Below are 26,257 nucleotides of genomic sequence, written 5' to 3'. Positions count from 1 at the left end.
TCAATCCTTATTGATTCCAGTACATCGCCTGCCCGACGGCCGCCAGCAAACGTTCGATATCCTGCGGATAAATTTCGCCGATGTTGCCGATGCGGAAGCAGTCGCTCTGCGACACTTTGCCGGGATAAATCACGAAGCCCTGCTGCTTCAGGCGCTGATAAAACTCGGCGAAGCGGTAAGTGTCGGCCTTCGGCGAATAGAACGCCGTGATGATCGGCGAATGCAGCGCATCGTCCAGCAGGGTCTCAAAGCCCAGTTCACGCATGCCCGCCACCAGCCGACGCTGATTGGCGTGATAGCGGTCGTGACGCGCGGCAATGCCGCCCTCTTGTTCCAGCTCTTTCAGCGCCTGCGCGAAGGCCAGCACGGTGTGAGTGGGCGACGTAAAGCGCCATTTGCCGGCCTGGTCTTCCATACAGCGCCACTGGGCATACAAATCCAGTGACAGCGAGCGCGAACGGCCGGCGCATTTCTCCAGTTCGCTGCGGCGGGCGATGACGAAAGCAAAGCCCGGCACGCCCTGAATGCATTTGTTGGCGGAGCTGATCAGAAAATCGATGCCCAGCGCGTCCACATCCAGCGGGATGCCGCCGAAGCTGCTCATCGCATCGACGATAAAGGTCTTGCCGTTGCGCGCCGCCAGACCGGCGACCTTCTGCAGCGGGTTGAGCATGCCGGTGGTGGTTTCACAGTGCACCATGGCGATATGGCTGATGCGCGCATCGCTTTTCAGCACCGCCTCCATCGCCGCCACGTCCGGTTCGTTCACCTCGCCGCAGTCGAACGCGTGGTGGTCGATATCCATCAGCCGCGCCATTTCGATCATCCGCGCCCCGTAGGCACCGTTGTTGACGATCAGCAGCTTGTCGTGCGGGCCGATGACCGTGCCCAGCACGCCCTCTACCGCAAAGCTGCCGCTGCCCTGCAGCAGCACCGAGGTATAGCCGGCGGACGGCGTCGCCAGCGCCACCAACCGTTGGCGAATGCGCTGCACCACGCCGAGGTTGTAATCTTCATCCCAGGTGCAGCTGTCATACAGCATCGCCTCTTTCACCGTTTTCGACGTGGTCAACGGGCCGGGGGTCAACAGCAGGTAGTTACGGTCGGACATGTTATTCACCTATTGGTCTATACCAGATTACGCTGATTGTGGCGGCAAATTCCTTCCCAGGTCAAACTGCAAAGCGCGGTGAAACAAAAAATTCATCTGGCTATGTATAATAAGCGGGCCGGAATGCCAGGCCGATGCCATAGCGAGATGAAATGAAAGAACATCCGGGCGATATGCCCCACTATCTGCAGATCAAGGATCAGCTTCAGGCGCGCATCACCCGCGGCGCGCTGCAGGCAGGCGACAAGCTGCCTTCGGAGCGCGAGCTGTGCGCCATCTTCTCCACCACCCGCGTCACCATCCGCGAGAGCCTGGCGCAGTTGGAAGCCACCGGCGCCATCTACCGCGCCGATCGTCGCGGCTGGTTCGTCACGCCGGAGCGGCTGTGGCTGGATCCGACGCAAAACACCAACTTCCACCGTCTCTGTCAGGAGCAAGGGCGCACGCCACGCACAGCGCTGCTGTCCGGCGAAAAAACCACGGTGCCGCTCGACGTGATGCAACCGCTGGCGCTCGAACCGTTCGATCAGGTGTATCTGCTGCGCCGGGTGCGCTATGCCGACGGCCGCGCCATCTGCTATTGCGAGAACCACTGCCTGCCGCAACGGGTGCCGGAACTGCTCAGCCACGATCTCAACGGCAGCCTGACCGAGGTTTATCAGCAGCATTACGATTTGATTTACAGCAACATGCACCTGTCGTTCTACCCGACCGCCCTGCCTTATCGCGCCGCCAACGCGCTGGGTGCCATGGTCGGCCTGCCCGCGTTGCTGCTGCGCCGCTTGAATTACGATCAGCACGGCCGCATTCTCGATTTCGATATCGAATACTGGCGCCACGACAGCCTGCGCATCGAAGTCGATACGCTTTAACCCCCTGCCCAACGGGGCCTGCGCACGCAGGCCCGCCTTTCTCTCCCGCGTCGTCCTCCCCGTTCCCGGCAATGATATTTTGCTGATTTCATTTGTTTGTCATATTCGCCGATTAGCGTGGCCGCATATCTGGTGTATACCAGTTTCGCATTAACCCGTAACAGTGAGGCTGAAGCTATGAAACTTTCTCGACTGGTCGTGATGACCGCCATCGCACTCGGCGCCGCGCCGCTCTGGGCCGCCGAGGCGGTGGTGACCGTCTACTCCGCCGATGGTTTGCACGACGGCGATCACAGCTGGTATCAAACGCAGTTCGACGCCTTCACCCAGGCGACCGGCGTCAAGGTGCAGTACGTCGAAGGCGGCTCCGGCGCCATCGTGGAACGCCTGTCGAAAGAGCGCAGCAACCCGCAGGCCGACGTGCTCGTGACGCTGCCGCCGTTCATTCAACGCGCGGCGGCGGAAAAACTGCTGCAGGACTTTACCCCGCAGGCGGCCGCGCAAATCGCCGATGCGCAGCCACAGTTCGTGCCGCTGGTGAACAACTACCTGAGCTTCATCTATAACGCCAAACTGCTGCCGCAGGCGCCCGCCAGCTACCAACAGCTGCTGGACGCGCAGTTCCGCAATAAGCTGCAGTACTCCACGCCGGGCCAGGCGGGCGACGGCACTGCGGTGATGCTGCAGGCGTTCCACAGCTTCGGCGGCAAAGACGCCGGTTTCGACTACCTCGGCAAGCTGCAAAGCAACAACGTCGGCCCTTCCGCCTCCACCGGCAAGCTGACCGCGCTGGTCAATAAAGGGGAGCTGCTGGTGGCCAACGGCGATCTGCAGATGAACCTGGCGCAGATGCGCAGCAACCCGAACGTGAAGGTGTTCTGGCCGGCCGGGCCGGACGGCAAGCGCAGCACGCTGGTGCTGCCTTACTACATCGGCCTGGTGCAAGGCGCGCCGCAAAGCGCCAACGGCAAAAAGCTGATCGATTTCCTGCTGAGCAAAGTGGCGCAGAGCAGCGTCAGCGCCATTTCCTACGGCATGCCGGTGCGTAAAGACGTGACCCCGACCGACGATAACTTCAGGCAGTCGCAGGCTGCGCTGCAGGGCGTGGATATCTGGGCGCCGGACTGGAATCAGGTGGTGAGCAGCCTGTCCGCCGACATTTCCCGCTGGCACAAGGTGACAGAATGACGCTGACCATGCCTTCTCTTCTCGCTTCCCGCGCTGAGGCGCGGGATAACAGCCGGGACATCGCCGGGCCGTCGGGCATTCAGCTCGACCGCGTCAGCGTGTCGTACCGCGGCACCGAAGTGCTGAAACCCCTGACGCTCACCATCGCGCCCGGCGAAGTGCTGGCGCTGATCGGCCCCTCCGGCTCGGGCAAAACCACCGTACTGCGAGCGATTGCCGGTTTCGTGCAGCCGTCCGCCGGACGCATCGCCATCGGCGATATCGATGTCACCGACGTGCCGCCCTATGAACGCGGCCTGGGCATGGTGGTGCAGAACTATGCGCTGTTTCCGCATATGCGCGTCGAAGACAATGTGGCGTTCGGCCTGCGCGCCCAGGGCAAGCCGCGCGGCCTGACCGCCGAGCGCGTCGAAGAAGCGTTGGCCATCGTCGGCATGTCCGCCTACGCCAGGCGCTATCCCAGCCAGCTTTCCGGCGGCCAGCAACAGCGGGTGGCGATCGCCCGCGCCATTGCGGTGCGCCCCAAAGTGCTGTTGCTGGATGAACCGCTGTCGGCGCTGGACGCGCAAATCCGCCACAGCATGGTGGAAGAGATCGCCCGCCTGCACCGCGAGCTGCCGCATCTGACCATCCTGTACGTCACCCACGATCAGGGCGAAGCGCTGACGCTGGCGGACAAGATCGGCATCATGCGCGACGGCCACCTGATCGCCCACGGCGAAACCCGCGCGTTGTACCACCATCCGACGAACCGCTTCGCCGCCGAGTTTCTCGGCCGCGCCAACCTGCTGCCGGCCACCGCGCTGGAGACCACCACCGGGCAAGGCATGACCACCGTCAGCTGCGCCGGCAAAGTGATCGGCTGTTTCACCTACGGCGCACAACGCGGCTTCGACAAGCTGCTGTGCATCCGGCCGCAGCATATTGCGCTCGATGCCGACGCTCAGCGCAGCAACTGCCTTATCGGCACGCTGCGCGATATTCATTGGCAGGGTGAACTGACGCACCTGCAGTTCGACGCGCAAGGCCACCCGCTGCGCGTGGTCACCACCCATCGCAGCCGGATGCCGCAGATCGGCGAACGGGTGCCGCTCTATTTCGCCCCCGACGATGCGGTACTGATCGAGGACTGACATGACCGACTCTACGCTTATTCGCCCGGCCCAGCGGCTGCGTTTGCCGCGCCGCCTGTGGATCCTGTTGCCGCTGCTGGCGCTGGCGACGCTGTTTTTCTACCCGCTGGCGTTGATCGTCAAACAGGCGTTTACCGACGACCAAGGGCTGTTCAGCGCCGCTGCGCTGCAGCAGGCGTTCGAATCACGCCGCTTTGTCGGCGCCCTTCTCAACACGCTGCAGATCGCGCTGCTGGCGACGCTGGGCTGCCTGGTGCTCGGCACCCTGCTGTCGCTGCTGCTGGTGTTCACGCCGTTCCCCGGCAGCCGTCTGATCGCCCGGGTGATCGATACCTTTATCGCCATGCCGACCTTCCTCATCACGCTGGCCTTCACGTTCATCTACGGTTCCGCCGGCCTGCTGAACGGCACGCTGATGGCGACTTTTGGTTTCACCCTGCCGCCGGTGGATTTTCTTTACTCCATCTGGGGGGTGATCCTGGCGGAAATCACCGTGTTTACCCCGCTGGTGATGCGCCCGCTGATGGCGGCGCTGTCGCAGATCGACCGCAGCCAGCTCGAGGCCGCCAGCATCCTCGGCGCCCGGCCGGGACGGGTGGTGCGCCAGGTGATTTTACCGGCCGCGCTGCCGGCCTTGCTGGCCGGCGGCAGCCTGTGCCTGCTGTTGACCACCAATGAGTTCGGCATCGTGCTGTTTATCGGCGCCAAGGGCGTCACCACGCTGCCGATGATGGTCTACACCAAAGCGATTCTGGAGTCGGATTACGCCGTCGCCTGCACGATCGCCGTCGTGAATATCGCGCTGTCGCTCGGGCTGTTCTCCCTTTACCGCTACGCCGCGGCGCGCGCCGGGCTGAGGAACTGACGATGTTGATATGGTCCCGCACCGGACGCACCTTGACCTGCACACTGGCGGTCACGCTGTTCGCCCTGTTCTTCTGCCTGCCGCTGGCGGTGATCCTGATGTCCAGCCTCAGTGAACAGTGGAGCGGCGTGCTGCCGAGCGGCTTCACCCTCAGCCACTTCCGCCAGGCGTTCAGCGGCGCCTCCTGGGACGCGCTGATCGCCAGTCTGGCTATCGGTTTCAGCGCCAGCCTGTTCGCGTTGTTGTGCGGCACCTGGGCGGCGTTGGCGCTGCGCCACGTGCCTGAACGCGGCCGACGGCTGCTGGGCACGCTGTTTTTCATTCCCAGCGCGGTGCCTTCGGTCTCTATCGGTTTGGGGATGCTGGTGGCGTTCAGCCAGGGGCCGCTGCAGATGAACGGCACCTTCCTGATCGTGCCCGCCGCCCACTTCGTGCTGATTTCCGCCTTTACCTTCGGCAACGTCATGGCCGGGCTGACCCGGCTGCCTGACGACTACGAGAACGTCGCCGCCAGCCTGGGCGCTTCGCCGCTGTTTCGCCTGCGCCACGTCACCCTGCCGATGATCGCCCCCTACATGATCTCCGCCTTCGCGCTCAGCCTGTCGCTGTCGATGGGGGAGCTGGGCGCGACCATGATGATCTACCCGCCGAGCTGGGCGACGCTGCCGGTCACGATCTTCAGCCTGACCGATCGCGGCAGCATCGCCAATGGCGCAACGCTGACCATGATCCTGGTGGCGGCCACGCTGTTGCTGATGTTGGTGCTGGAGCGGATTTCTCAGCGGCTGACGCCCGGCGCAAAATAACAGCAAGGCGCCGTCATGGCGGCGCCTTGCTCATCGAAACGCAGGTCAGAACGGGTAGTCGTGATAGCCCTGCTGTTCGGAAATGCGTCGGGCGGCGACGTGCAGCAACGCCACATACTCCTCCCGCGCCGCTTCGGAAAAGCGCAGCGTCGGGAAAGAGATGCTCAGCCCGGCGATCGCCACCCCGAACCTGTCAAAGACCGGTACCGCGATGCAGCGGATCCCCGCTTCTTGCTCTTCGGCATCTTCGCCGTATCCCTGCGCACGCACCCGATCCAGCACCGGCAACAGTTCGGCGGCGCTGGTCAGGGTATGCTCGGTGCTGCGGGTAAATTCAATCTGCGACAGGATCTGCGCCACCTCATCCCGCTCGCGCCAGGCCAGCAGCACCTTGCCGATGGCGGTGCTGTGCAGCGGGTTGCGGCGGCCGATGCGCGAATACATGCGCAGGTTGTACATCGCGTCGATCTTGTGGATGTAGACGATGCCATCCTCGTCCAGGGCGCCGAGGTGGATGGTTTCACGGGTATGATTCGACAGCTCGCGCATCTGCACGTCGGCGCTGCGGATCAGATCGACGTTCTGCAACGATTTGGCGCCCAGTTCGAACAGCTTGAGCGTCAGCGCATACTTTTCCGTCTCGCCCTCCTGTGAAACGTAACCCAGCGCTTTCATGGTCTGCAGAAACCGGTAGACGGTGCTTTTAGACATCATCACCCGCTGGGACAGTTCGGTAATGCCTATCTCGCGCTCATCGCCGAGCGCCTGCAAAATGCCGAACACTTTCATCACGGATGAGACGGCATCCGGTTGCTTGTCTGAATCTGCGTTAGCCATGGCGAATACCCTACTTAACGGTTTTGTTTCAGGAAATTTAAACAAGGGTTTCAGTATAATCGGAACAGATCGCGACGCGCAACGCAGCTGAAGGCTAAGCGATTGAAGCCAAATGAATAACCGCCTGCCGCTCACCGCCGTTTACAATTAAGCGGACAAGGGGCATGCAATCGCAGGCGAATATGATTAGCATGATAATACTCTCCTGAATAAATACCGCTGAGACCTGCATGCGTCCTTGTTCCGACGGCCTCCCCGTCCCGCAACGCTATGGGGCGATCCTCGCCATCGCCCTCGGCATTACCGTATCCGTGCTCGACGGCGCGATAGCCAACGTGGCGCTGCCCACCATCGCGCGCGATCTCAACGCCAGTCCGGCCAGTTCCATCTGGGTGGTCAACGCCTATCAACTGGCGATCACCGTCTCTTTGCTGTCGCTGGCGTCGCTCGGCGATCTGGTCGGCTATCGCCGCATCTATCAGGCTGGATTGCTGGTGTTCAGCATCACCTCACTGTTCTGCGCCCTGTCCGACTCGCTGCTCACCCTGACCATCGCCCGCGTGCTGCAGGGCTTTGGCGCCGCCACCATCATGAGCGTCAACACCGCGCTGATCCGCATCATCTACCCGCAGCGTTTTCTCGGCCGCGGCATGGGCATCAACTCGCTGATCGTCGCCTGCTCCTCGGCGGCCGGGCCGACGGTGGCGGCCGCTATCCTGTCGGTCGCGTCCTGGCAATGGCTGTTCGCCATCAACCTGCCGATCGGCATCGTCGCGCTGCTGCTGGGGATGAAATTCCTGCCGGCCAACGGCCAAAAAAGCGATAACCGCCGTTTCGATCCCACCAGCGCCGTGCTGAACGCGCTGACCTTCGGCCTGCTGATCACCGCCATCAGCGGCTTCGCCCAGGGCCAGAGCCTGACGCTGATCTTCAGCGAGATCGCCGCGCTGCTGGCGATTGGCGCGGTGTTCGTACGCCGCCAGCTGCGCCAGGAATTTCCGTTGCTGCCGGTCGATCTGCTGCGCATTCCGATCTTCGCCCTGTCGATGGGCACCTCAATCTGCTCGTTTGCCGCGCAAATGCTGGCGATGGTGTCGCTGCCCTTCTTCTTGCAAAGCGCATTGGGCCGCGACGAAGTGGCGACCGGGCTGCTGCTGACGCCGTGGCCGCTGGCGATCGTGGTGATGGCCCCGATCGCCGGCCGGTTGGTGGAACGCGTGCATGCCGGCCTGCTGGGCTGCGTCGGGCTGGCGGTGTTCGCGCTCGGGCTGTTCTCGCTGGCGCTGCTGCCTGCGGCGCCGTCGAATATGGACATCATCTGGCGCATGGTGCTGTGCGGCGCCGGTTTCGGCCTGTTCCAGTCGCCCAACAACCACACCATCATCTCCGCCGCGCCGCGCAACCGCAGCGGCGGCGCCAGCGGCATGCTGGGCACTGCCCGTCTGCTGGGACAAACCTCGGGAGCCGCGCTGGTGGCGCTGATGTTCAACCTGTTCCCGACCTCCGGCACCCACGCTTCACTGATCCTGGCTGGGGTGTTCGCCACCCTGGCGGCGGCCGTCAGCAGCCTGCGCATCACTCAACCGACGACGCAAACGGCGCAGCCCAGCCGCGAGGTGAAATAGCGCACATAAAAGAGCCGAGCCCCCATCGATTGTAAAACCGACGGGGCCAACACTGGCGGCCGGGCCGCGTCGGGTGCGGTGCCGGGAGCATGGCAGGCCAGGCGTCAGTCGCCGCACCTCAACGGGCTGCGGCCTTGTCGTAAACAGGCTAAATAGGCGTCGTCATCCGGATACCAGCCAACAAGCCGTTGACCGTCGTTATCCATCCCCTCGAAGGCCTTGAGCAGGCCGGGGGCGAACATGCGCTTTATCAGATCTTCGGACTGCGCGCTGTCGATGCGGCAGTCGCAGCGCGTCTCTCCGTCAACCTGAACGAAGTTCTGCAACGAAGCGAGACATCGCGCGTCGAGGTCGCCATGGACATGGATAAACTCCCCCGTTTCTACCAGGGTGAGCGCGGTCAGGTCTCCCCCCACCACGAGCGCGCCGTCGTTTCCTGAGCTGCAATAGGCATGGCGTATGCGGACATCGTCACGCACGACCAGCCCGCCCCAGCAAATCAGCGTATCCGCCTGCAGCCGCCCCAGCACGACAATGCCGCCGTCCTCTCGCTGCGGTGACACCGCCAGGCATCCCTCCACGATCACATCGCCGTCCACGATCAGGTAATCGTAATCGTGGCCGTCGTGCTCGTCAGGGAAAAACGCCGGCAGGCGCAGATCGCCTGAATGCCAGCGAATAGCCGGCGATTCATCATCGTCATCATGCCGGTTCAACAATTCCGCAACCGCATCGGCGACACCGCCAGCCAATGCGGCCAGGCGCGCCGACACCTCATCACCGTTGAGTAAGGGAAGGTGGTTGATTTTCATAGGGCCTCAGGGACAAATGTCATTGTGCCAGAGCATATAACATGTGCTTCCAAAGCCAAACAGGCGGTCGTGACCGGGCCCGATGCGGCTTGCCCTCTCACCGGGTGATCTGGCACCGCGCCTGCCCAGGCTGAGAGGCCGAAAGACGCGGTTTGCAGGTAGGCTTCAGGGACTTCGGGCGCTGCTGCACGGCATTAACGCCCGCAAACTTCGGTGAAGCGCTCACCCCATTCATTGCCGAATTTCATTGCTGAATCCGTCGCCACCGCTGAAAAAGCGGTTCAGGCATGCCATAAAAAAAACCCCGGCAAGCCGGGGTTTTTCATTTCATTCAGCCGATTACTTCAGGTACTGACCGGTGCGCAGCGCTTCGATGCGCTTGTCGAGCGGCGGGTGCGACATGAACAGCTCGCTGAACGACTTGGATTTGCCGTTGATGCAGAACGCCATCATGCTGCCCGCTTCCTGCGGTTCATAGCTGGTTTTCAGACGCTGCAAGGCGGCGATCATCTTCTCGCGGCCCACCAGTTTGGCGGAACCGGCGTCGGCATAGAATTCGCGGTGACGCGAGAACCACATGGTGATGATGCTCGCCAGGATGCCGAACACCAGTTCCAGCACCATCGACACGGCGAAGTAAATCATCGGGTTGCCGTTGCCTTCCCCTTCACCGTCGCGGTTACCCAGGAAGCCGGCGGCAACCTGTGCGATCAGGCGCGAAATGAAGATGACGAAGGTGTTCACGATCCCCTGGATCAGGGTCATGGTCACCATATCGCCGTTGGCGACGTGGCTGATTTCGTGCGCGATAACCGCTTCCGCTTCGTCGCGGCTCATGCTCTGCAGCAGGCCGGTGCTGACGGCGACCAGCGAAGCGTCGCGCCGTGCGCCGGTGGCGAAGGCGTTGATGTCCGGCGCGTGGTAGATAGCGACCTGCGGCATGGCGATGCCCGCCTGCTGCGATTGACGGCGCACCGTTTCCAGCAGCCAGTTTTCGGTTTCGTTACGCGGCTGTTCAATCACTTCCCCGCCCACGGAGCGCAGCGCCATCCATTTGGACATCAGCAACGACACGAAAGCGCCGCCGAAGCCGAACAGACCGGCCATGATCATCAGGCCCTGAACGCTACTGGATTGGATTCCTGTCAGGCTGAGCACCAGCCCGAAAACCAACATCACCGCCAGGTTGGTGAGCAGGAACAGAGCTATACGCATCATAAAATGTTTACTTCCTCATAAATGTTAACAAAACACTGTCCAGATACCCTGGATCGTATGGGCATTCGTCACAGTTTCAAGAGTTGCGCGCCATTAACCTACTAAAAATACGAAACTTTACAAAAACGACGCGCGACCGGGATTTGGCAAATTGTAAACGATTGTTGCGCAAGGCGGAGGGGTTTTGCAGAAAAATTTCTTTGCCCGCACGCCATGACAACGAGAACCGTTATCCTCACGCTTTATAGGCCAATATCCGCTCCGCGCATTTCATCATGCCCCGCCTGATTCAGCGGCGACGAAAGTTTGAATCTCGCGATCAATTGTTACATTATAACATCACAATTAATCATAAAGGGATGTCAATCATGTTATCGCGTGTCGTCTGGATGCTGGCGACGTGGCTGCTTTTCTGCCAGGTCGCGCACGCTGAAATTCACCTCACCGACGTTGAAGGACGCCAGGTTACCCTGGCCGCCCCCGCACAGCGCGCCTATATCGGCTTTTACTACGAAGATTTTCTGGCGGTGAACGGCCCGGAGAGTTATCAACAGGTCGTCGCCTTCTCCAAAAGCGACTGGGCGTTGCGCGCCAGCCAATGGACGCGCTATCAGGCGGCGCTGCCACGGCTCGCTCAACTGGTCGATGTCGGTTCGCTCTATAACCAGAGCTTCGATTTTGAACGCCTGCTGACCACGCGACCAGACCTGCTGATCCTGGCGAAGTGGCAGCTCGACGGCTTCGCCAACTACCTGCCGGTGCTGCAACAGCTCAACATTCCTTACATCGTCGTCGACTTCAATCAGGGCGTTGAAGTCAAGCTCGCCAGCATCCGGTTAATGGGCCAGGCGATGGGCCACGCCGAGCGAGCGGAACGGCTGGCCGACGAATATCGCCAAAGTCTCGAGGATACCCGGCGGCGCATCCGCCAGGCGCAGCTGCCGCCGCCGGTCACCTACATTGAGCTGGGGGACAAGGGCCCCAGCGAGTACAGCAGCAGCTATGGCGCATCGATCTGGGGGCCGCTGCTGCAGCTGGCCGCCGCCGACAATATCGCCGCCGGCGTCGTCGGCAGCCCTTCCCCCTTGCGCGCCGACTATGTCCTGACCCGACGGCCCGAGGTGATTTTTCTCGCCGGTGGCGACTGGGAAAACATGCCGAACGCCGTGCCGATGGGCTACGGCACGCAGGCAGCCCCCCTACAGACGCGCCTGACGCAATACGCCCGGCGGGCGGGATGGCCGCAACTGCCGGCGGTAAAAAATCAGCGTCTTTATGCGCTTTACCATGGCGGCGCGCGCACGATTTACGATTTTATCTTTGTCCAGTATCTGGCAAAAGCGCTCTATCCCGCCGCGTTTGCCGATGTTGATCCCGCGCGCAATCTGGCGCAGTTCTACCATCAATATTTGCCGATAGAGGCGGACGGCATCTTCTTGCAACGCTGGCAAGGAGAATAACCGTGGCCCACACAGGACGTGCGTTTTTGCGACGGCGCAGGCTGCGCCGCGGGCTATTGACGCTGGCGCTGCTCGGCGCGCTGCTGGCGGCGACCGCCATCGATCTCACCGTCGGCGCCGCGCAACTTGGCCTCACGGATATCGTGCGGATGCTTTGGCCCGGCTCTGCCCCCGGCAACGCACTGCATCAGGCGGTTTTCTGGTCGATTCGCTTGCCGATGACGCTCACCGCCTTGGTGGTCGGCGCCAGCCTGGCGCTGGCGGGCCTGCTGATGCAGACCGTGCTGGCCAATCCCCTCGCCAGCCCCTATACGCTGGGGATCTCTGCCGCGGCGGGGTTCGGCGCGGCGCTGGCGATCCTCACCGGCTTCAGCCTGGGCGGCGCGTTGGCGCTGGGCACGCCGTTGCTGGCTTCGCTGATGGCGCTGTTAGCTTGCGTGCCTGTCTATCTGCTGGGACAACGCCGCGGCATGACGCCGCAAATATTAGTGTTGAGCGGCATCGTGGTGCTGTTTTTCTTTCAGTCGCTGCAATCGCTGCTGCTGTTTCTGGCCTCGCCGGAAGCCATGCAGCAAATTGTCTTTTGGCTGTTCGGCAGCCTGCTCAAAGCCAATATGCACGGCGTGGCGATCACCGGCGTCGTGTTGCTGTGCGCGCTGTTCGTCAGTCTGCGGCTCGCCTGGCGGCTGACGGCGCTGTCCGCCGGCGAAGAGCAGGCCCAGGGGCTGGGCATCAATGTCAGCGCCTTGCGCAAGCTGGCCTTTCTGCTGGCGACCTTGCTGACGGCCGCCTCGGTCTCGTTTGTCGGCACCATCGGGTTCGTCGGGCTGATCGCCCCGCATTTCGCCCGCTTTCTGGTGGGTGAGGATCAGCGCTACCTGATCTGCATTTCCGCCCTCTGCGGCAGCCTGCTGCTGCTGTGCGCCTCGATCGTCGCCAAGCTGGTGATGCCGAACGGCGTGGTGCCCATCGGCATCGTTATCGCCCTGATCGGCGTGCCGGTGCTGTTTTACTTCGTCACTCGACAGGTTAAACGCCCATGACTCAACTGACTCTCACCCGCGTCGGCGTCTCGCTGCATCGCCGCTCGCTATTGGCAGACGTTTCATTGAGCTGGCCGGAGGCGCAGCTCGGCGGCATCATCGGCCCCAACGGCGCCGGCAAATCGACGCTGCTCAAAGCGATTAACCGCATGGTGCCGTGCAGCGGCGAGATCGCTTACCGCGAGCGCCCTCTCGATCCGAAAACCAGCCGTATCGCCTATGTGCCGCAGCTTAATCGCTGCGATTCGGCATTGACCGCTTTTGACATGGTGCTGCTGGGCAAGGTACGCCAGTTGAGCTGGCGCGTCAGCGCCGCCCAGGCCGATGCGGTCGAGCAGGCGCTTACGGAATGCGGCATTTCCGCGCTCGCCGATCGCCCCTTCAACCGTCTCAGCGGCGGCCAGCGACAGTTGGTGATGCTGGCTCAGGCCTTCGTCTCTCAGCCGCAGATCATTTTGCTCGACGAACCCACCAGCGCGCTGGATATCCACCACCAGCTGCGCGTGCTCAATCAGATCGCCGACTACGGCCGGCGCCACCGCTGCATCACGCTGCTGGTGATCCACGATCTGGGATTGGCGCTGCGCTATTGCTACTCACTCACGCTGCTCGCGCACGGACGCGTCGTTTGCCACGGCGATACCCATCAGATGATGGGACATCCGATGGTGTCTCGCGTATTTGGCGTCGGCATCGAAAACGGCGTCAGCCCGCAGGGCTACCCCTATCTGCTGCCGACACAGCTGTTACACGCACACGGAGAATCCCCATGTACACTCTGACCAAGGCGGACATGCTGGCGCAACTCGCCGGCTTGCAACAGGAAATTCACCAGCTTCACCGTTCCGCCCGGCAAGACAGGCGCCATTTTTCCCTGCTGGAACGTCGTTTCAGCCGCCTGCAGGCCTTTAACGACGAACCGCAGCTGCAGGCCTATCGTCAAAAGCTGGAAAACGACCGTTTGATAACGGCGCAGATCACCCAACTGCGGGCGACGGCCAACGCCGCGTTGTGCGACTACGAGAAGCATCGCGTCTCGGCGCTGTGCCGGGAACCGGCGCAAACCAACGCCTACCTGAACAGTTTCGACCGCGCGCTGCAGCTGGAGATCGCGGCCGCCGACATTAAACCCGGCGAACGGGTGCTGCTGGTGGGCAGCGGTGCATTGCCCACCACGGCGCTGGCGCTGGTCGCCAGGCTCTCCGCCACCGTCATTTGCTACGATTGCGATCCGGCGGCCCAGCGTTTTGCCCGCCGGCTCACGCGCCACCTGGGGCTGGTGCAGCAGATGCCCTGCATCGACAAGCTGAACGGCCTGACGCGCAACGATATCGATCACATCATCATCGCCTCCCTGGTGGCGGACAAGCAAGGTTTGCTGAAGGCGCTGCGGCCTTTGCTGCCCCAGTGCGGCAAATTGCTGGTGCGCTATGGCAACGGCCTCAAGTCGATCTTCAACTGCCCTTACCACCACCAGGCCGCCGGCTCGCCCTGGCGCGTCAGCGGTAAACCGCTCAGCACCCCGCTGTACGATCTCTTGATTTTGGAGCCTCACCGCCATGAATAATGCCTTTCCCACCCTGATCCTCGGCGCCGGCCCGGCGGCGATCCAACTGGCTGCGGACATCAAGACCGCGGGCAATGCGCGCATCGGCCTGTACAACCGCACCAGCGAAAAAGGGCGCCGCCTGAAGCAACATCTGGCGCACACGCCCAGCCTGTGGCTGACGGGCGCCGGTAAGGCGCAGCGCACCCAAGACGATGCGCAGGTGACGATTGACCGCTATTGCGATGATCTGGCGCTCGTCGGCGGCGACTGGCGCAGACTGATCCTTGCCGTCCCCGCAGATCAATACCATGACGTGCTGCGACAGGTGCCATGGGCGGCGTTGCCCCAACTGCGCTCACTGATCCTGCTCTCTCCCTCCATCGGCTCCGGCTTGATGGCGCAAAGCCTGCTGCAGGAGGCCGGGCAATCCCACGTCGAGGTCATCAGCCTGTCGAGCTACTACGCCGATACCAAATACCAGAACGCCGAACAGCCTTACCGCGCCTACACCAAGGCGTTCAAGCAGCGGATTTATCTGGCCGGCGCAGGCGCAAGGTCAGACTGCGCCGAACTCGACTGGCTTTGCTCGCTGCTGGCGCGTCACGGCATTGACGCCCAACGCTGCAACAGCCTGCTCGCCGCCGAGCGCTTCAGCATCACCAATTATGTTCATCCTCCGCTGGCGCTGGCCGAAACCACGCTGCAGGCGATATTCCAGCCGCAGGCGCCGATCCAGTACCTGTATAAAACCCACCCCGAGGGCCCCATCTGTCCCGAGGCGATCGCCGACATGCTGGCGCTCTCGCAGGATTACCAGCAGTTGCTCAACCGGCTCGGCATCGAGGCCATTAACCTGCTGCGCTTTTTGAATGACGACAACTACCCGGTTCCGCCCCGTATGGTGAGCCGCCGCTGGATTGACCAATTCCCGCAGCTCGCGCCGACGGAGCAATGCTATGCGCTGTTTACGCGTTATACCGCGCTGCTGGTCGACCCCTATTCCGAGCCGGACGCGCAGGGCCGCTACTATGATTTTTCCGCCGTCAGGGTCGCCCGCGTCTTCCAGGATGCCCAGGGGCGCTGGCACCTGCCGCGCGTGCCGCAAGAGGACGTGCGCAAACTGCGCGTCCTGGTCTTGCTGGCGCAGCGGCTTGACGTCGAGATGCCCGCCGCCCAGCGTCTGTTGGCCCGCTTTCAGCAGGCGCTGCAGCGCTTCGTCACCCGGATCGGCGCCGAGCATTGCCATCGCTCGTTGCTGGACGATACCTGCGACGAGCAGGCGGACATCATTTACCGACAATGGCGGAGGCAAGCATGAATCAGGGTGCGCTACTGGCCATTTTTGCCTCATTGATTTTCAGCGTCATGAACGCGCTGGTTAAAACCATCTCCGATGCTATTCCCACCGGTGAAATCGTGTTCTTTCGCAGCAGCATCGGCTGTGTGCTGGTTCTGCTGCTGATGTACCGCCACCGCATCGCCTTCAGCCGCGTAGACCGGCCGCTGCTGGTGTTGCGCGGCACCATGGGCGGGCTGTATCTCATTTGTTATTTTTACAGCATCGCCCATCTGACGCTGGCCGACGCCAGCATGCTGGCCTATCTGTCGCCGTTTTTCTCCATTTTGCTCTCCTTGCTGGTGCTGCGTGAACGGGTCAGCGCCTGCACCGCGTTTTGGCTGACGATGGTCATCATCGGCGCCGTGCTGCTGGTGCGGCCGTGGCACTTCTCGGCCTATACCCTGGCGTCGCTGGTCGGCGTGATGAGCGCGGTGTTCGCCTCGATCGCCTATCTGTCGGTCAACAAACTCAGCAAGCGCCACCACAACTACGAGATCGTGTTCTACTTCCTGTTCATCGCAACGCTGATCTCGCTGCCGCTGATGTGGAACGCGTTCGTTTGGCCCAACGCCTATCAGTTCGCCATTCTGCTCGCCATCGCCCTGGTGTCGCTGTTGGGGCAGGTCGTCTTAACCCAGGCCTTCTCTTCCGATAACCTGATCGTGGTCTCGGTGGTGCGCTATATCGGCATCGTGTTCAACATCGCCTGGGGTTGGCTGTTCTGGCATGAGATCCCGCTGCTGCTGTCGCTGTTCGGCTGTCTGCTGGTGGTGGTTTCCTGCATTCAGCTCGGGCTGCGTCACCGCAAGGAACCGGCTTAAGCCGGGTTTGCCGCAACCAAAAAAAAACGCACCCGAGGGTGCGTTTTTCACAGGCAAAGCCGCGGCCTTATTTGGCCGGCGTCGGCTGCTGAGCGGGCTGATCCTTTTCCAGATGAGCCAGGTCCAGCGCGATATGCACGGTTTCATCCAGGTACGGATCCGGCTCCTGGTAATCCTTCGGCAGATCGTCGAGCGATTTCAGCGGCTTCTTGCCCGCACGTTCCAGACGCTCGTTGATGCGTTTCAAACGGGTCGCGTCGTCATCGTGATTCTCTTTCTCGCGTACCGCCAGATTGAGGGACACGATGTTGCGTTTATCCTTCAGCGCCTTGTAATGCGCGATATCCTGCGCGATGTACTGGAACTCCGGATTTTGCGCGATGCGCTGCTGGTGATCTTTCAGCAGCTCCGGCTCGAACGGCGCCATATCGCCGGTCTTGCTGTAGGTCGCCGCATTGATGCTGTCCCACGGCATGGCGTTGTCTTCAAACGCTTCGCCGGTTTCCGCCGGATCGACGCCGGTCGGCATCAGAATGTCCGGCGTCACGCCCTTGCGCTGGGTGCTGCCGCCATTGACGCGGTAGAACTTCTGAATGGTGTACTGCACGGAACCGAGCGCCGGCCACTCAGGGCGCAGCATCTGATCGTAGATACGGTTCAGCGAACGGTACTGCTGCACGGTGCCTTTACCGAAGGTCGGCTCGCCGACAATCAGCGCGCGGCCGTAATCCTGCATCGCCGCCGCGAAAATTTCGGAGGCGGAGGCGCTGAAGCGATCGACCAGCACCACCAGCGGGCCTTTATAGTAAGTCACGCCGTCGGTGTCGGCGTCTTCGCGCACTTTACCGTTGTTGTCGCGCACCTGCACCACCGGGCCGCTCGGAATGAACAGGCCGGACAGCGACACCGCTTCGGTCAGCGCGCCGCCGCCGTTGGTGCGCAGATCGATGATCACGCTTTTGACGTTCTGCTTGGCCATCTTCTGCAGTTGCACTTTCACGTCATCGGTCAGACCGACATAGAAGCCGGGGATGTCGAACACCGCCACCTTCTCTTTGCCGACGGTCTTGATGGTCATTTTCACCGCGCGGTCTTCCAGACGGATGCGCTCGCGGGTCAAGGTGACCACGCGGGTTTTGGTGCCCTTGCCGGCCGGCAGGATCTCAAGGCGCACCTTGCTGCCCTTCGGCCCTTTGATCAACGACACCACGTCGTCCAGGCGCCAGCCAATCACGTCCACCATCGGTTTGCCGGCCTGGCCGACGCCGACGATGCGATCGCCCACGGTGATCGCCTTGCTCTTCGCCGCCGGACCGCCCGGTACCATCGAGTTGATCAGGGTATAGTCGTCATCCATCTGCAGCACCGCGCCGATGCCTTCCAGCGACAGGCTCATCTCGGTGTTGAACTGCTCGGTGTTGCGCGGCGACAGATAGTTGGTGTGCGGGTCGATTTCATGCGCAAAGGCATTCATCGCCAGCTGGAAGACGTCTTCGCTGTTGCTTTGCGTCAGGCGCTTGATGGCGAACTGATAGCGCTTGGTCAGCGTGTCGCGGATTTCTTTGTCGGTCTTGCCGGTCAGCTTGAGGTTCAGCTCGTCATACGTGACTTTCGCATCCCACAGGCTATCCAGCTCGGCCTTGTCTTTCGGCCACGGCGCTTTGCTGCGGTCGAGATCGATAGTGCCGTTGCCGGTGAAGTTCATCGGCTTGTCCAGCAACGACAACGCATAGGTGTAACGCTCAAAGCGGCGTTTCTGCGCCAGATTGAACAGCGCGTAGAAGGTGTCCAGCTTGCCGGTTTTCAGCTCTTCGCCAACCTGATTGCGTTTGCCGGCGAACTGCGCCACGTCGGAGGCCAGCAACACGTTATGATTGTAGTCCAGCATGTTCAGGTAGCGATCGAAGATCTTGCCTGAAAATTCCGCATCGAGGGCGAACTGGCGGTAATGAGAGCGAGTGAAGCGCGAGGTGACGCGCTCACTCACCGTAGCGTGCTGGGGTTCCTGTTGCAGTTGGGGCAGTTGGCCGATGCGGATGTTGGCTGTTTCCGCGCCGTAACTGACACCCGCCCACAGCAGCCCTGCAATCGCTGTTAATCTGACGAATTTGTTCATGCCTGGGTTGGCCTCCGTATCAGAACTGCAAGTGTTCTGCGCGCACAATCATCGCCAGACCGGAAGAGAGCTGCACACGTACGCCATCTTTAGCGATTTCGAGTACGGTAGCATCCATCGCGCTCTTGCCTGCTCTGACTTTGATTTCCTGGCCAATTTGCAGTTTAGAGATATCCGTGACTGGCGCATAACGCGGCTGGCTTTCCTCTTTGGCTGCACGAGGTTGGCGAGCGGGCTGTGGGCGAGTTTGTGGGCGCGGCTTGCGGTTTTCCGGCGCGGCTCCGCCTTCGCGACGCGCAGCGGGCTTTTTACCGGCTGGACGCGGACGGCGCGGAGCGGCATCGGCGGATTCGCCGGCGGCTTCACGTTTTTTGGCGTTTTGTTCGGCACGCTGTGCCTGAACGCGCGCTTTGGCTTCTTCAAGCTGCTGGCGAGCATGATCGACATGCTGCTGCTCCAGTTCACCGCACGGATTGCCGTCCAGATCGACGCGCTGCGCGCCAACCTTGACGCCGTACAGGTAACGCCAGCTTGAGGTGTATAGGCGCAGGGCAGAACGCAATTGCGTTTTGCTGAGATTCTCTTCCCCCTGCACGCGCTCTACCAAATCCTGAAAAATACCGATTTTCAGCGGACGAGCTTCGCCTTCGGCGCTAAAGCAGAGCGGAAAACGCTCGGCAAGAAAAGCAATGACTTCTTTACTAGAGTTCAACTTAGGTTGATTTTCCATGAAATTTCCTGATTACAACGGTATTGCCAACAAGCCACAGGCATGAACAGGCGTCATTATAATGACGCCATCGGTAATTGCCACGTTAACCGTCGATCAACTTGCCGCCACAGTCACATATTTCGCACTGTCACACTGTTCCAGTTGCTCACAAAGCCCCGCCACCACTGCTTTCAGGCCCACTTCGTCCTGTTCGTCGAAGCGTTGATAAACCGTGCTATCGATATCCAAAACGCCGATCGCTCGGCCGCCAACCGCCAGCGGCAGCACGATTTCCGCGTTGCTGGCCGCATCGCAGGCGATATGGCCCGGAAACGCATGCACGTCACCGACGCGCTGCACGCGATTTTCCGCCACCGCCGTGCCGCACACGCCCTTACCCACCGGAATGCGCACGCAGGCGATCTTGCCCTGGAACGGCCCCAGCACCAGTTGGTCGCCATCCATCAGATAGAAACCGACCCAGTTCACGTCATCCAGACGCTCGTTGAGCAACGCGCTGGCGTTGGACAGCGCCGCGATAAAGTTGGTTTCCCCGCCGAGCAACGCGCTCAGGTCACGTTTTAATTCCGCGTAGAATTGTTCTTTTGTCATGTGTTAACCATTAAAACAGTGAAGATGGCCAGAAGCCCAAAGCTTAAGCCCTATAAAATAAGCATTAAATGCGTATAGCCACAAGGTTAATCATCTGTTGCTTCACAAAACCCCGTCGCTCGGGGTATGTTTGCCGCTCAGAATCCCGGTTTACCTCGTTTTACCGTCCGGCGCCCGATCGCCGGTGACGCGGCCGGTTTATTTTTCAGCTACGCTGACAGTTCCGGCGGGCTCAAGGGCAGCTACTTGTCAAAAATGAAAATACACGCGATCACCGCCCCCCTTTCCAAAGCGCGCCACCAACGCTGCTGCGAGTGCGACCTGCTGTTCGTGCTGCCGCCGCTCAGCGGCAATCAGGCCGCCTATTGCCCGCGCTGCAACGCCAAGGTGGTGAGCGGCCGCGACTGGTCGATGACGCGCCTGACCGCCATGGCGATCGCCATGCTGCTGCTGATGCCGTTCGCCTTCACCGAGCCGCTGATCAGCATCCGCCTGCTCGGCACGCGCATCGACGCCAGTTTGCTGGAGGGCATCTGGCAGATGAGCCGCCAGGGCGATCCGCTCACCGCCAGCATGGTGGCGTTTTGCACCATCGGCGCCCCGCTGACGCTGGTGCTGTCGCTGCTGTACCTGCGCTTTGGCCATGCGCTCGGCATGAACCTGCGCCCGGTGCTGCTGATGCTGGAGCGGCTCAAAGAGTGGGTGATGCTGGACATTTATCTGATCGGCATGGCGGTGGCGGCGATCAAAGTGCAGGATTACGCCGACATCCAGCCCGGCAGCGCGCTGATCGCTTACCTGTCGCTCACGGTGCTGAGCATCCTGACGCTGATCCACGTCAACCTGGAGCAGCTGTGGGAGCGCTACTATCCGCAGGAACAGCCGGAAGGCCCACCGACGGCGCTGCACATTTGTCTGTCCTGCCACTATACCGGCTATCCCGACGCGCGCGGCCGCTGCCCGCGTTGCCATGTGCCGATGTGCCATCGCCAGCCCTACAGCCTGCAGAAAACCTGGGCGGCGCTGATCGCCGCGATGATCCTGCTGATACCGGCCAACCTGCTGCCGATTTCCATCATTTACGCCAACGGCACACGGCTGGAAGACACCATTTTCTCCGGCGTGGTCTCATTGGCCACCTCCGGCAACGTGCCGATCGCCGCCATCGTGTTCATCGCCAGCGTACTGGTGCCCTTCACCAAGGTGATCGTGCTGATCGTGCTGTTGCTGAGCATCCACTTCAAAACCTCGCACAGCCTGAAGACGCGCATCCGTCTGCTGCGCCTGGTCACCTGGATCGGCCGTTGGTCGATGCTCGATCTGTTCGTTATCGCCTTGATGATGTCGCTGGTAAATCGCGATCAACTGTTATCTTTTACTATGGGACCGGCCGCGTTTTACTTTGGCTCGGCGGTCATTTTGACTATTCTTGCCGTTGAATGGCTCGATAGCCGATTGATTTGGGATGCACATGCAACAGGAAACGCCGACTACACCGACTGAAGCGCGGGTCAAGAACAAACGCCGCATTTCACCGTTCTGGTTACTGCCGTTCATCGCCCTGCTGATCGCCGGGTGGCTGGTCTATAACAATTTCCAGGAGCGCGGCACCACCGTCACCATCGATTTCCAATCGGCGGCGGGCATCGTCGCCGGCCGCACGCCGGTACGCTACCAGGGCGTTGAGGTCGGCACGGTGCAAAAAATCAGCCTGAGCAAAGATCTGCGCAGCATCGTGGTGGAAGCCAGCATCAAAAGCGATCTGGAAGACTCGCTGCGCGAAGGCACCCAGTTCTGGCTGGTGACGCCCAAGGCCTCGCTGGCCGGGGTATCCGGGCTCGATGCGCTGGTCGGCGGCAACTATATCGGCATGATGCCCGGCAGCGGCAAGGAGCAAACCCACTTCACCGCGCTCGATACCCAGCCGAAGTACCGCCTGAACACCGGCGAGCTGATGATTCACCTGCACGCCGACGACCTGGGTTCGCTCAACAGCGGCTCGCTGGTCTATTACCGTAAAATCCCGGTCGGCAAGGTGTATGACTACACCATCAGCGAAGGCAACAGGGGCGTAACCATCGACGTGCTGATCGACCGCCGCTTCGCCAACCTGGTGAAGAGCAACAGCCGCTTCTGGAATGTCTCCGGCTTCAAGGGCGATTTCAGCCTGTCCGGCGCCACGGTGCAGATGGAGAGCCTGGCGGCGCTGGTCAACGGCGCCATCGCCTTCGATTCGCCGGCCGATGGCCAGCAGGCCAAGGGCGATCAGAACTATACCCTTTACCCGGACCTGGCCCACAGCCAGCGCGGCGTCAATATTCTGCTGGATCTGCCGAGCGGCAACAATTTGAGTGAAAACCGCACGCCGCTGATGTACCAGGGGCTGCAGGTCGGCACCCTGACCAAGCTGACGTTGCAACAGGACAGCAAAGTCATCGGTGAACTGACCATCGATCCTTCGGTGGTCGATCTGATGCGCAGCGGCACCCGCATCGTGATGCGCAGCCCGCGCATCAGCCTCAACGACGCCAAGCTCAGCCAACTGCTGACCGGCACCACGCTGGAACTGGTGCCGGGTGAAGGCGAACCGCAGCAGCGCTTCAACGTACTGGACAGCAGCGAAACGCTGTTGCAACAGCCGGGCGTGTTGACCGTCACGCTGACGGCGCCGCAAAGCTACGGCATCGACGTCGGGCAACCGCTGGTGGTGCACGGCGTGAAAGTCGGCCAAATCCTGAGCCGCACCTTGACCGCCGGCGGCGTGGTGTTCACCGCCGCCGTTGATGCGCAATATCGCGGCCTGCTGCACAAAGACAGCAAATTCGTGGTCAACAGCCGCCTCGACGTCAAGCTGGGAATAGACGGCATGGAAGTGCTCGGCGCCAGTGCGCAGGAATGGGTAGACGGCGGCGTGCGCATTATCCCCGGCAGCAAAGGGGAGCCTGGCGGCCAGTACCCGCTGTACGCCAACAGCGAAAAAGCCGAGGAAGGCATCGTCGGCAACGCCCCTTCCACCACCCTGACCCTCAGCGCCACCAGCCTGCCGGACGTGCAGGCCGGCTCAGTGGTGCTGTATCGTAAATTCCAGGTGGGCGAGATCGTTAACGTTCGGCCGAAGGCCAACGAGTTTGAGGTGGACGTCTACATCAGCCCGGAATACCGTAAGTTGCTGACCCGTGAAAGCATCTTCTGGGCCGAAGGCGGCGCCAAGGTGCAGCTCAACGGCAGCGGCCTGACGGTGCAGGCTTCACCGCTCAACCGCGCGCTGAAAGGCGCCATCAGCTTCGACAACCTGCAGGGCGTGACGCTGAACAAAGGCGCCAACCGCGTACTGTACGCCAGCGAAACCGCCGCCCGCGCGGTGGGCAGCCAAATCACGCTGAAAACCTATGACGCCAGCAAGCTGTCGGCGGGCATGCCGCTGCGTTACCTCGGCATCGACGTCGGCCAGGTGGAGTCGCTGCAGCTGGCGCCGGAGCGCAACGAAGTGTTGGCCAAAGCGGTGCTGTATCCGGAATACGTGCAGACCTTCGCGCGCCTCGGCAGCCGCTTCTCGATCGTGTCGCCGGAGATCTCCGCCGCCGGCGTCAGCAACCTCGATACCCTGCTCCAGCCTTATATCAACGTGGAGCCGGGCCGCGGGCGCGAGCTGCGCACCTTCGAACTGCAGCAGGCCAGCATCACCGACTCTCGCTATCTGGACGGCCTGAGCGTCGTGCTCGACGCGGCCGAAACCGGCTCGCTGCAGATCGGCACGCCGGTGCTGTTCCGCGGCGTGGAGGTCGGCACCATCACCGGCTTCTACCTCGGCGCCATGTCCGATCGGGTGCACGTCGCGCTGCGCATCAGCAAGAAGTACCAGCATCTGGTGCGCAACAACAGCGTGTTCTGGCTGGCGTCGGGTTACAACCTGCAGTTCGGCCTGACCGGCGGCGTGATCAAGAGTGGCACCTTCCAGCAGTTCATCCGCGGCGGCATCGCCTTCGCCACGCCGCCAACCATTCCGCTGGCGCCGAAAGCGACACCGAACAAGCACTTCCTGCTGAATCCGGAAGAGCCGAAGGACTGGAAAACCTGGGGCACCGCCATTCCGCGCGATTAACTTTCGCGTTTCCCTCAGGGCCCGGCAATGCCGGGCCCTGTTTTTTTCCGCTTTGTGATAAACTCTCGCCCTTGTCTTTATTGCACCCTGAGAGTTCGCCCCGTGGCCAAATCCACTGCCGTTTTTCTGCCCCCCGCTTTCCTTGACGCCACCCGCGCCATCATGCCCGCCGAACTGGCGATGGACGATTTTATCGCCGCCTGCCAGCGCCCGCTGCGCCGCAGCCTGCGCGTCAACACGCTGAAAATCAGCGTCACCGACTTCCTGGCGCTGGTGCGGGACTACGACTGGCGATTGGAACCCATTCCCTGGTGCGCGGAAGGTTTCTGGATCGAGCGCGACGATGAAGAGCTGCGATTGGGCAGCGCCGCCGAACATTTGAGCGGCCTGTTCTACATTCAGGAGGCCAGCTCGATGCTGCCGGTCAGCGCGCTGTTCGCCGGCGGCGCAGCGCCCCATCGGGTGCTGGACGTGGCGGCCGCGCCGGGCTCCAAAACCACCCAGATAGCCGCGTTGATGGATAATCAGGGCGGCATCGTCGCCAACGAATACTCCGCCAGCCGGGTGAAAGTGCTGCACGCCAATATCAGCCGCTGCGGCGTGAAGAATACGGCGCTGACCCACTTCGATGGCCGGGTGTTCGGCGCCGCGCTGCCGGAGAGTTTTGACGCCATTCTGCTCGACGCCCCCTGCTCCGGCGAAGGCGTGGTGCGCAAAGATCCGGACGCCATGAGCAACTGGTCGCCGGAAAGCGTCGCCGAGATCGCCGCCACCCAGCGCGAGCTGATCGACAGCGCGTTTCATGCGCTGGCGCCGGGCGGCGTGATGGTTTATTCCACCTGCACCCTCAATGCGCAGGAAAATCAGCAGGTGGTGCGCTGGCTGCTGGACACCTATGGCGACGCGGTCAGCATCGAGCCGCTGGGTGAGCTGTTCCCCGGCGCCGACAAGGCGTTGACCGCCGAGGGCTTCCTGCACGTCTTCCCGCAGATTTACGACAGCGAAGGGTTTTTCGTCGCCCGCCTGCGTAAAAAACACGCCGTGGCGCCGTTGGCGAAGCCGACCTATAAAGTCGGTAAATTCCCGTTCAGCCCGCTGTCCGGCAAAGAGGCGGCGCTGATCGCCCAAGCCGCCGCCGCATCCGGCTTAACCTGGGGCGATGACAGCAGGCTGTGGGAGCGCGACAAGGAAATCTGGCTCTTCCCGGCCGAGCTGGAGCCGCTGTTCGGCAAAGTGCGCTTCTCGCGTATCGGCCTCAAGCTGGCGGAGCGCTTCCCGAAAGGTTTCCGTTGGCAGCACGAAGCGGCGATCGCCCTCGCGGGCGCCGACGGCAAACAGCATTTCGAGCTGGACGCCGCGCTGGCCCAGGAGTGGTATCACGGCCGCGATCTCTACCCTGAGCAGCCGCCGGCGGGCGACGAGTGCATCGTCACCTATCAGGGGCAACCGCTGGGCATCGCCAAACGCATCGGCAGCCGCATCAAGAACAACCTGCCGCGCGAGCTGGTGCGCGACGGCGCGCTGGATTTTCACCTGTAATCGCCCTGGCGCCGGGGAGCCGCTTTCCCCGGCGATAAATAAAGATAACAATATTCCTATCGCCATTCGTTATTATTCTAATCATTTCACCATCACGTTATTTCACCCACGCACGCTTGCCCTGTGCCAATTAAAAAGTTTTGACCTTTGATAAAGACAATTTCACGTTCTTATCCTATTAATTTAAATGTAAGTAAATAAATGCGTGCAACTCAGCTCTGGGTGGCGTTTTTGCGGACTTTCTCTGACATGGCAAGGAATCATGATGAAAAAAACTCTGCTGGTTTTGCTCTCGTTAACACCTCTGCTGTGCATCAGTGGCGCAGCCAACGCAGCGGGCACCATTCAGGGCACGCTGGGCGTGACAATGACCATCGGCGCCGGGTGCGTGGTCACCGGCGGCAACAGTTCCGGCACCACTAACGACTTTGGTTCCATCAGTTTCGGCACCTACTCGTCGCTGGCTAACGTCATCACCGCCAGCGCCACCGGCAGCG

The 26,257-nt window shown here is 61.6% G+C and carries 22 protein-coding genes and 1 pseudogene; 16 read left to right on the top strand and 7 right to left on the bottom strand.

Going from position 1 to position 26,257, the window contains the following annotated elements:
* Positions 1–7: 7 nt before the first annotated feature.
* Positions 8–1,111, bottom strand: a complete 1,104-nt coding sequence (phnW, locus tag H7A77_RS20715; protein WP_033652472.1) for a 2-aminoethylphosphonate--pyruvate transaminase — start codon at positions 1,109–1,111, stop codon at positions 8–10.
* Positions 1,112–1,263: 152 nt separating this feature from the next.
* Here phnW and phnR point away from each other — a divergent pair, with 152 nt between their 5' ends.
* The 5 genes from phnR to H7A77_RS20690 all read left to right on the top strand — a co-directional run bounded on the left by phnR (position 1,264) and on the right by H7A77_RS20690 (position 5,975).
* The gene (phnR, locus tag H7A77_RS20710; RefSeq protein ID WP_069100110.1) at positions 1,264–1,983 is read left to right on the top strand and encodes a phosphonate utilization transcriptional regulator PhnR; all 720 of its coding nucleotides are present in this window, start codon (positions 1,264–1,266) and stop codon (positions 1,981–1,983) included.
* 177 nt (positions 1,984–2,160) lie between these two features.
* A complete protein-coding gene (locus tag H7A77_RS20705; protein WP_182074593.1) occupies positions 2,161–3,171 on the top strand; it encodes a 2-aminoethylphosphonate ABC transporter substrate-binding protein in 1,011 nt (336 codons plus the stop codon).
* An 8-nt stretch (positions 3,172–3,179) separates the two neighbouring features.
* Positions 3,180–4,304, top strand: coding sequence for a 2-aminoethylphosphonate ABC transport system ATP-binding subunit PhnT (gene phnT, locus H7A77_RS20700; RefSeq protein WP_049866717.1), 1,125 nt, complete (start codon positions 3,180–3,182; stop codon positions 4,302–4,304).
* 1 nt (position 4,305) lies between these two features.
* Positions 4,306–5,169 (top strand): 2-aminoethylphosphonate ABC transporter permease subunit, encoded by an 864-nt coding sequence (gene phnU, locus H7A77_RS20695; protein WP_182074592.1) that lies wholly within the window; start codon positions 4,306–4,308, stop codon positions 5,167–5,169.
* A 2-nt stretch (positions 5,170–5,171) separates the two neighbouring features.
* On the top strand, positions 5,172–5,975 hold the full coding sequence (locus H7A77_RS20690; RefSeq protein ID WP_042784335.1) for an ABC transporter permease: 804 nt from the start codon (positions 5,172–5,174) through the stop codon (positions 5,973–5,975).
* 45 nt (positions 5,976–6,020) lie between these two features.
* On the opposite strand, the gene kdgR is transcribed toward H7A77_RS20690, so the two are convergent.
* The gene (gene kdgR, locus H7A77_RS20685; RefSeq protein ID WP_033642855.1) at positions 6,021–6,812 is read right to left on the bottom strand and encodes a DNA-binding transcriptional regulator KdgR; all 792 of its coding nucleotides are present in this window, start codon (positions 6,810–6,812) and stop codon (positions 6,021–6,023) included.
* A gap of 230 nt (positions 6,813–7,042) precedes the next feature.
* On the opposite strand from kdgR, the gene H7A77_RS20680 reads away from it, so the two are divergent.
* A complete protein-coding gene (locus H7A77_RS20680; RefSeq protein ID WP_182074591.1) occupies positions 7,043–8,437 on the top strand; it encodes an MFS transporter in 1,395 nt (464 codons plus the stop codon).
* Between the two features lie 104 nt (positions 8,438–8,541).
* Here H7A77_RS20680 and H7A77_RS20675 read toward each other — a convergent pair whose 3' ends face one another.
* Both H7A77_RS20675 and htpX read right to left on the bottom strand, forming a co-directional pair.
* A complete protein-coding gene (locus tag H7A77_RS20675) occupies positions 8,542–9,249 on the bottom strand; it encodes a hypothetical protein (protein WP_182074590.1) in 708 nt (235 codons plus the stop codon).
* Positions 9,250–9,588: 339 nt separating this feature from the next.
* On the bottom strand, positions 9,589–10,467 hold the full coding sequence (gene htpX, locus H7A77_RS20670; RefSeq protein ID WP_033652481.1) for a protease HtpX: 879 nt from the start codon (positions 10,465–10,467) through the stop codon (positions 9,589–9,591).
* Positions 10,468–10,835: 368 nt separating this feature from the next.
* Here htpX and H7A77_RS20665 point away from each other — a divergent pair, with 368 nt between their 5' ends.
* The 6 genes from H7A77_RS20665 to H7A77_RS20640 are packed head-to-tail and all read left to right on the top strand — an operon-like array spanning position 10,836 to position 16,679.
* The gene (locus H7A77_RS20665; RefSeq protein ID WP_182074589.1) at positions 10,836–11,927 is read left to right on the top strand and encodes an ABC transporter substrate-binding protein; all 1,092 of its coding nucleotides are present in this window, start codon (positions 10,836–10,838) and stop codon (positions 11,925–11,927) included.
* Between the two features lie 2 nt (positions 11,928–11,929).
* Positions 11,930–12,970, top strand: coding sequence for an iron ABC transporter permease (locus tag H7A77_RS20660; protein ID WP_033652483.1), 1,041 nt, complete (start codon positions 11,930–11,932; stop codon positions 12,968–12,970).
* Entirely contained in the window at positions 12,967–13,752 is a 786-nt protein-coding gene (locus H7A77_RS20655) for an ABC transporter ATP-binding protein (protein ID WP_182074588.1), read from the top strand. Before H7A77_RS20660 ends, H7A77_RS20655 begins: the two co-directional genes overlap by 4 nt.
* Positions 13,740–14,537, top strand: a complete 798-nt coding sequence (locus H7A77_RS20650) for a nicotianamine synthase family protein (protein WP_060660799.1) — start codon at positions 13,740–13,742, stop codon at positions 14,535–14,537. Before H7A77_RS20655 ends, H7A77_RS20650 begins: the two co-directional genes overlap by 13 nt.
* Entirely contained in the window at positions 14,530–15,837 is a 1,308-nt protein-coding gene (locus H7A77_RS20645; protein WP_182074587.1) for an opine metallophore biosynthesis dehydrogenase, read from the top strand. Before H7A77_RS20650 ends, H7A77_RS20645 begins: the two co-directional genes overlap by 8 nt.
* On the top strand, positions 15,834–16,679 hold the full coding sequence (locus H7A77_RS20640; RefSeq protein WP_182074586.1) for a DMT family transporter: 846 nt from the start codon (positions 15,834–15,836) through the stop codon (positions 16,677–16,679). Before H7A77_RS20645 ends, H7A77_RS20640 begins: the two co-directional genes overlap by 4 nt.
* A gap of 67 nt (positions 16,680–16,746) precedes the next feature.
* Here the strand turns inward: H7A77_RS20640 and prc are convergent, their stop codons facing one another.
* The 3 genes from prc to H7A77_RS20625 form a co-directional block, all read right to left on the bottom strand.
* The gene (gene prc, locus H7A77_RS20635; protein ID WP_033642845.1) at positions 16,747–18,795 is read right to left on the bottom strand and encodes a carboxy terminal-processing peptidase; all 2,049 of its coding nucleotides are present in this window, start codon (positions 18,793–18,795) and stop codon (positions 16,747–16,749) included.
* A 19-nt stretch (positions 18,796–18,814) separates the two neighbouring features.
* The gene (proQ, locus tag H7A77_RS20630; protein WP_004931497.1) at positions 18,815–19,525 is read right to left on the bottom strand and encodes an RNA chaperone ProQ; all 711 of its coding nucleotides are present in this window, start codon (positions 19,523–19,525) and stop codon (positions 18,815–18,817) included.
* A 96-nt stretch (positions 19,526–19,621) separates the two neighbouring features.
* The gene (locus H7A77_RS20625) at positions 19,622–20,119 is read right to left on the bottom strand and encodes a GAF domain-containing protein (RefSeq protein ID WP_033642843.1); all 498 of its coding nucleotides are present in this window, start codon (positions 20,117–20,119) and stop codon (positions 19,622–19,624) included.
* Positions 20,120–20,374: 255 nt separating this feature from the next.
* On the opposite strand from H7A77_RS20625, the gene yebS reads away from it, so the two are divergent.
* The 4 genes and pseudogenes from yebS to H7A77_RS20605 all read left to right on the top strand — a co-directional run.
* On the top strand, positions 20,375–21,622 hold the full coding sequence (yebS, locus tag H7A77_RS20620) for a membrane integrity lipid transport subunit YebS (RefSeq protein WP_033644263.1): 1,248 nt from the start codon (positions 20,375–20,377) through the stop codon (positions 21,620–21,622).
* A complete protein-coding gene (locus tag H7A77_RS20615; RefSeq protein WP_182074585.1) occupies positions 21,591–24,221 on the top strand; it encodes a PqiB family protein in 2,631 nt (876 codons plus the stop codon). Before yebS ends, H7A77_RS20615 begins: the two co-directional genes overlap by 32 nt.
* 102 nt (positions 24,222–24,323) lie before the next feature.
* Entirely contained in the window at positions 24,324–25,760 is a 1,437-nt protein-coding gene (gene rsmF, locus H7A77_RS20610; protein WP_060660801.1) for a 16S rRNA (cytosine(1407)-C(5))-methyltransferase RsmF, read from the top strand.
* A 265-nt stretch (positions 25,761–26,025) separates the two neighbouring features.
* Positions 26,026–26,257, top strand: a pseudogene (locus tag H7A77_RS20605) (spore coat protein); the annotation flags it as partial.

It is taken from the genome of Serratia sp. ME47, from assembly GCF_903970925.1.
In the GTDB taxonomy this organism is placed as follows: domain Bacteria; phylum Pseudomonadota; class Gammaproteobacteria; order Enterobacterales; family Enterobacteriaceae; genus Serratia; species Serratia ureilytica.
The sequence above is the reverse complement of the archived record's forward strand: the minus strand, read 5'-3'. Positions and strand labels throughout refer to the sequence as shown.

What these genes read in the sequence shown, in the direction of transcription:
- phnW (WP_033652472.1), bottom strand. Translation starts at nt 1,111, where the DNA reads ATGTCCGACCGTAACTACCTGCTGTTGACCCCCGGCCCGTTGACCACG.
- phnR (WP_069100110.1), top strand. Translation starts at nt 1,264, where the DNA reads ATGAAAGAACATCCGGGCGATATGCCCCACTATCTGCAGATCAAGGAT.
- H7A77_RS20705 (WP_182074593.1), top strand. Translation starts at nt 2,161, where the DNA reads ATGAAACTTTCTCGACTGGTCGTGATGACCGCCATCGCACTCGGCGCC.
- phnT (WP_049866717.1), top strand. Translation starts at nt 3,180, where the DNA reads ATGCCTTCTCTTCTCGCTTCCCGCGCTGAGGCGCGGGATAACAGCCGG.
- phnU (WP_182074592.1), top strand. Translation starts at nt 4,306, where the DNA reads ATGACCGACTCTACGCTTATTCGCCCGGCCCAGCGGCTGCGTTTGCCG.
- H7A77_RS20690 (WP_042784335.1), top strand. Translation starts at nt 5,172, where the DNA reads ATGTTGATATGGTCCCGCACCGGACGCACCTTGACCTGCACACTGGCG.
- kdgR (WP_033642855.1), bottom strand. Translation starts at nt 6,812, where the DNA reads ATGGCTAACGCAGATTCAGACAAGCAACCGGATGCCGTCTCATCCGTG.
- H7A77_RS20680 (WP_182074591.1), top strand. Translation starts at nt 7,043, where the DNA reads ATGCGTCCTTGTTCCGACGGCCTCCCCGTCCCGCAACGCTATGGGGCG.
- H7A77_RS20675 (WP_182074590.1), bottom strand. Translation starts at nt 9,249, where the DNA reads ATGAAAATCAACCACCTTCCCTTACTCAACGGTGATGAGGTGTCGGCG.
- htpX (WP_033652481.1), bottom strand. Translation starts at nt 10,467, where the DNA reads ATGATGCGTATAGCTCTGTTCCTGCTCACCAACCTGGCGGTGATGTTG.
- H7A77_RS20665 (WP_182074589.1), top strand. Translation starts at nt 10,836, where the DNA reads ATGTTATCGCGTGTCGTCTGGATGCTGGCGACGTGGCTGCTTTTCTGC.
- H7A77_RS20655 (WP_182074588.1), top strand. Translation starts at nt 12,967, where the DNA reads ATGACTCAACTGACTCTCACCCGCGTCGGCGTCTCGCTGCATCGCCGC.
- H7A77_RS20650 (WP_060660799.1), top strand. Translation starts at nt 13,740, where the DNA reads ATGTACACTCTGACCAAGGCGGACATGCTGGCGCAACTCGCCGGCTTG.
- H7A77_RS20645 (WP_182074587.1), top strand. Translation starts at nt 14,530, where the DNA reads ATGAATAATGCCTTTCCCACCCTGATCCTCGGCGCCGGCCCGGCGGCG.
- H7A77_RS20640 (WP_182074586.1), top strand. Translation starts at nt 15,834, where the DNA reads ATGAATCAGGGTGCGCTACTGGCCATTTTTGCCTCATTGATTTTCAGC.
- prc (WP_033642845.1), bottom strand. Translation starts at nt 18,795, where the DNA reads ATGAACAAATTCGTCAGATTAACAGCGATTGCAGGGCTGCTGTGGGCG.
- proQ (WP_004931497.1), bottom strand. Translation starts at nt 19,525, where the DNA reads ATGGAAAATCAACCTAAGTTGAACTCTAGTAAAGAAGTCATTGCTTTT.
- H7A77_RS20625 (WP_033642843.1), bottom strand. Translation starts at nt 20,119, where the DNA reads ATGACAAAAGAACAATTCTACGCGGAATTAAAACGTGACCTGAGCGCG.
- yebS (WP_033644263.1), top strand. Translation starts at nt 20,375, where the DNA reads ATGAAAATACACGCGATCACCGCCCCCCTTTCCAAAGCGCGCCACCAA.
- H7A77_RS20615 (WP_182074585.1), top strand. Translation starts at nt 21,591, where the DNA reads ATGCAACAGGAAACGCCGACTACACCGACTGAAGCGCGGGTCAAGAAC.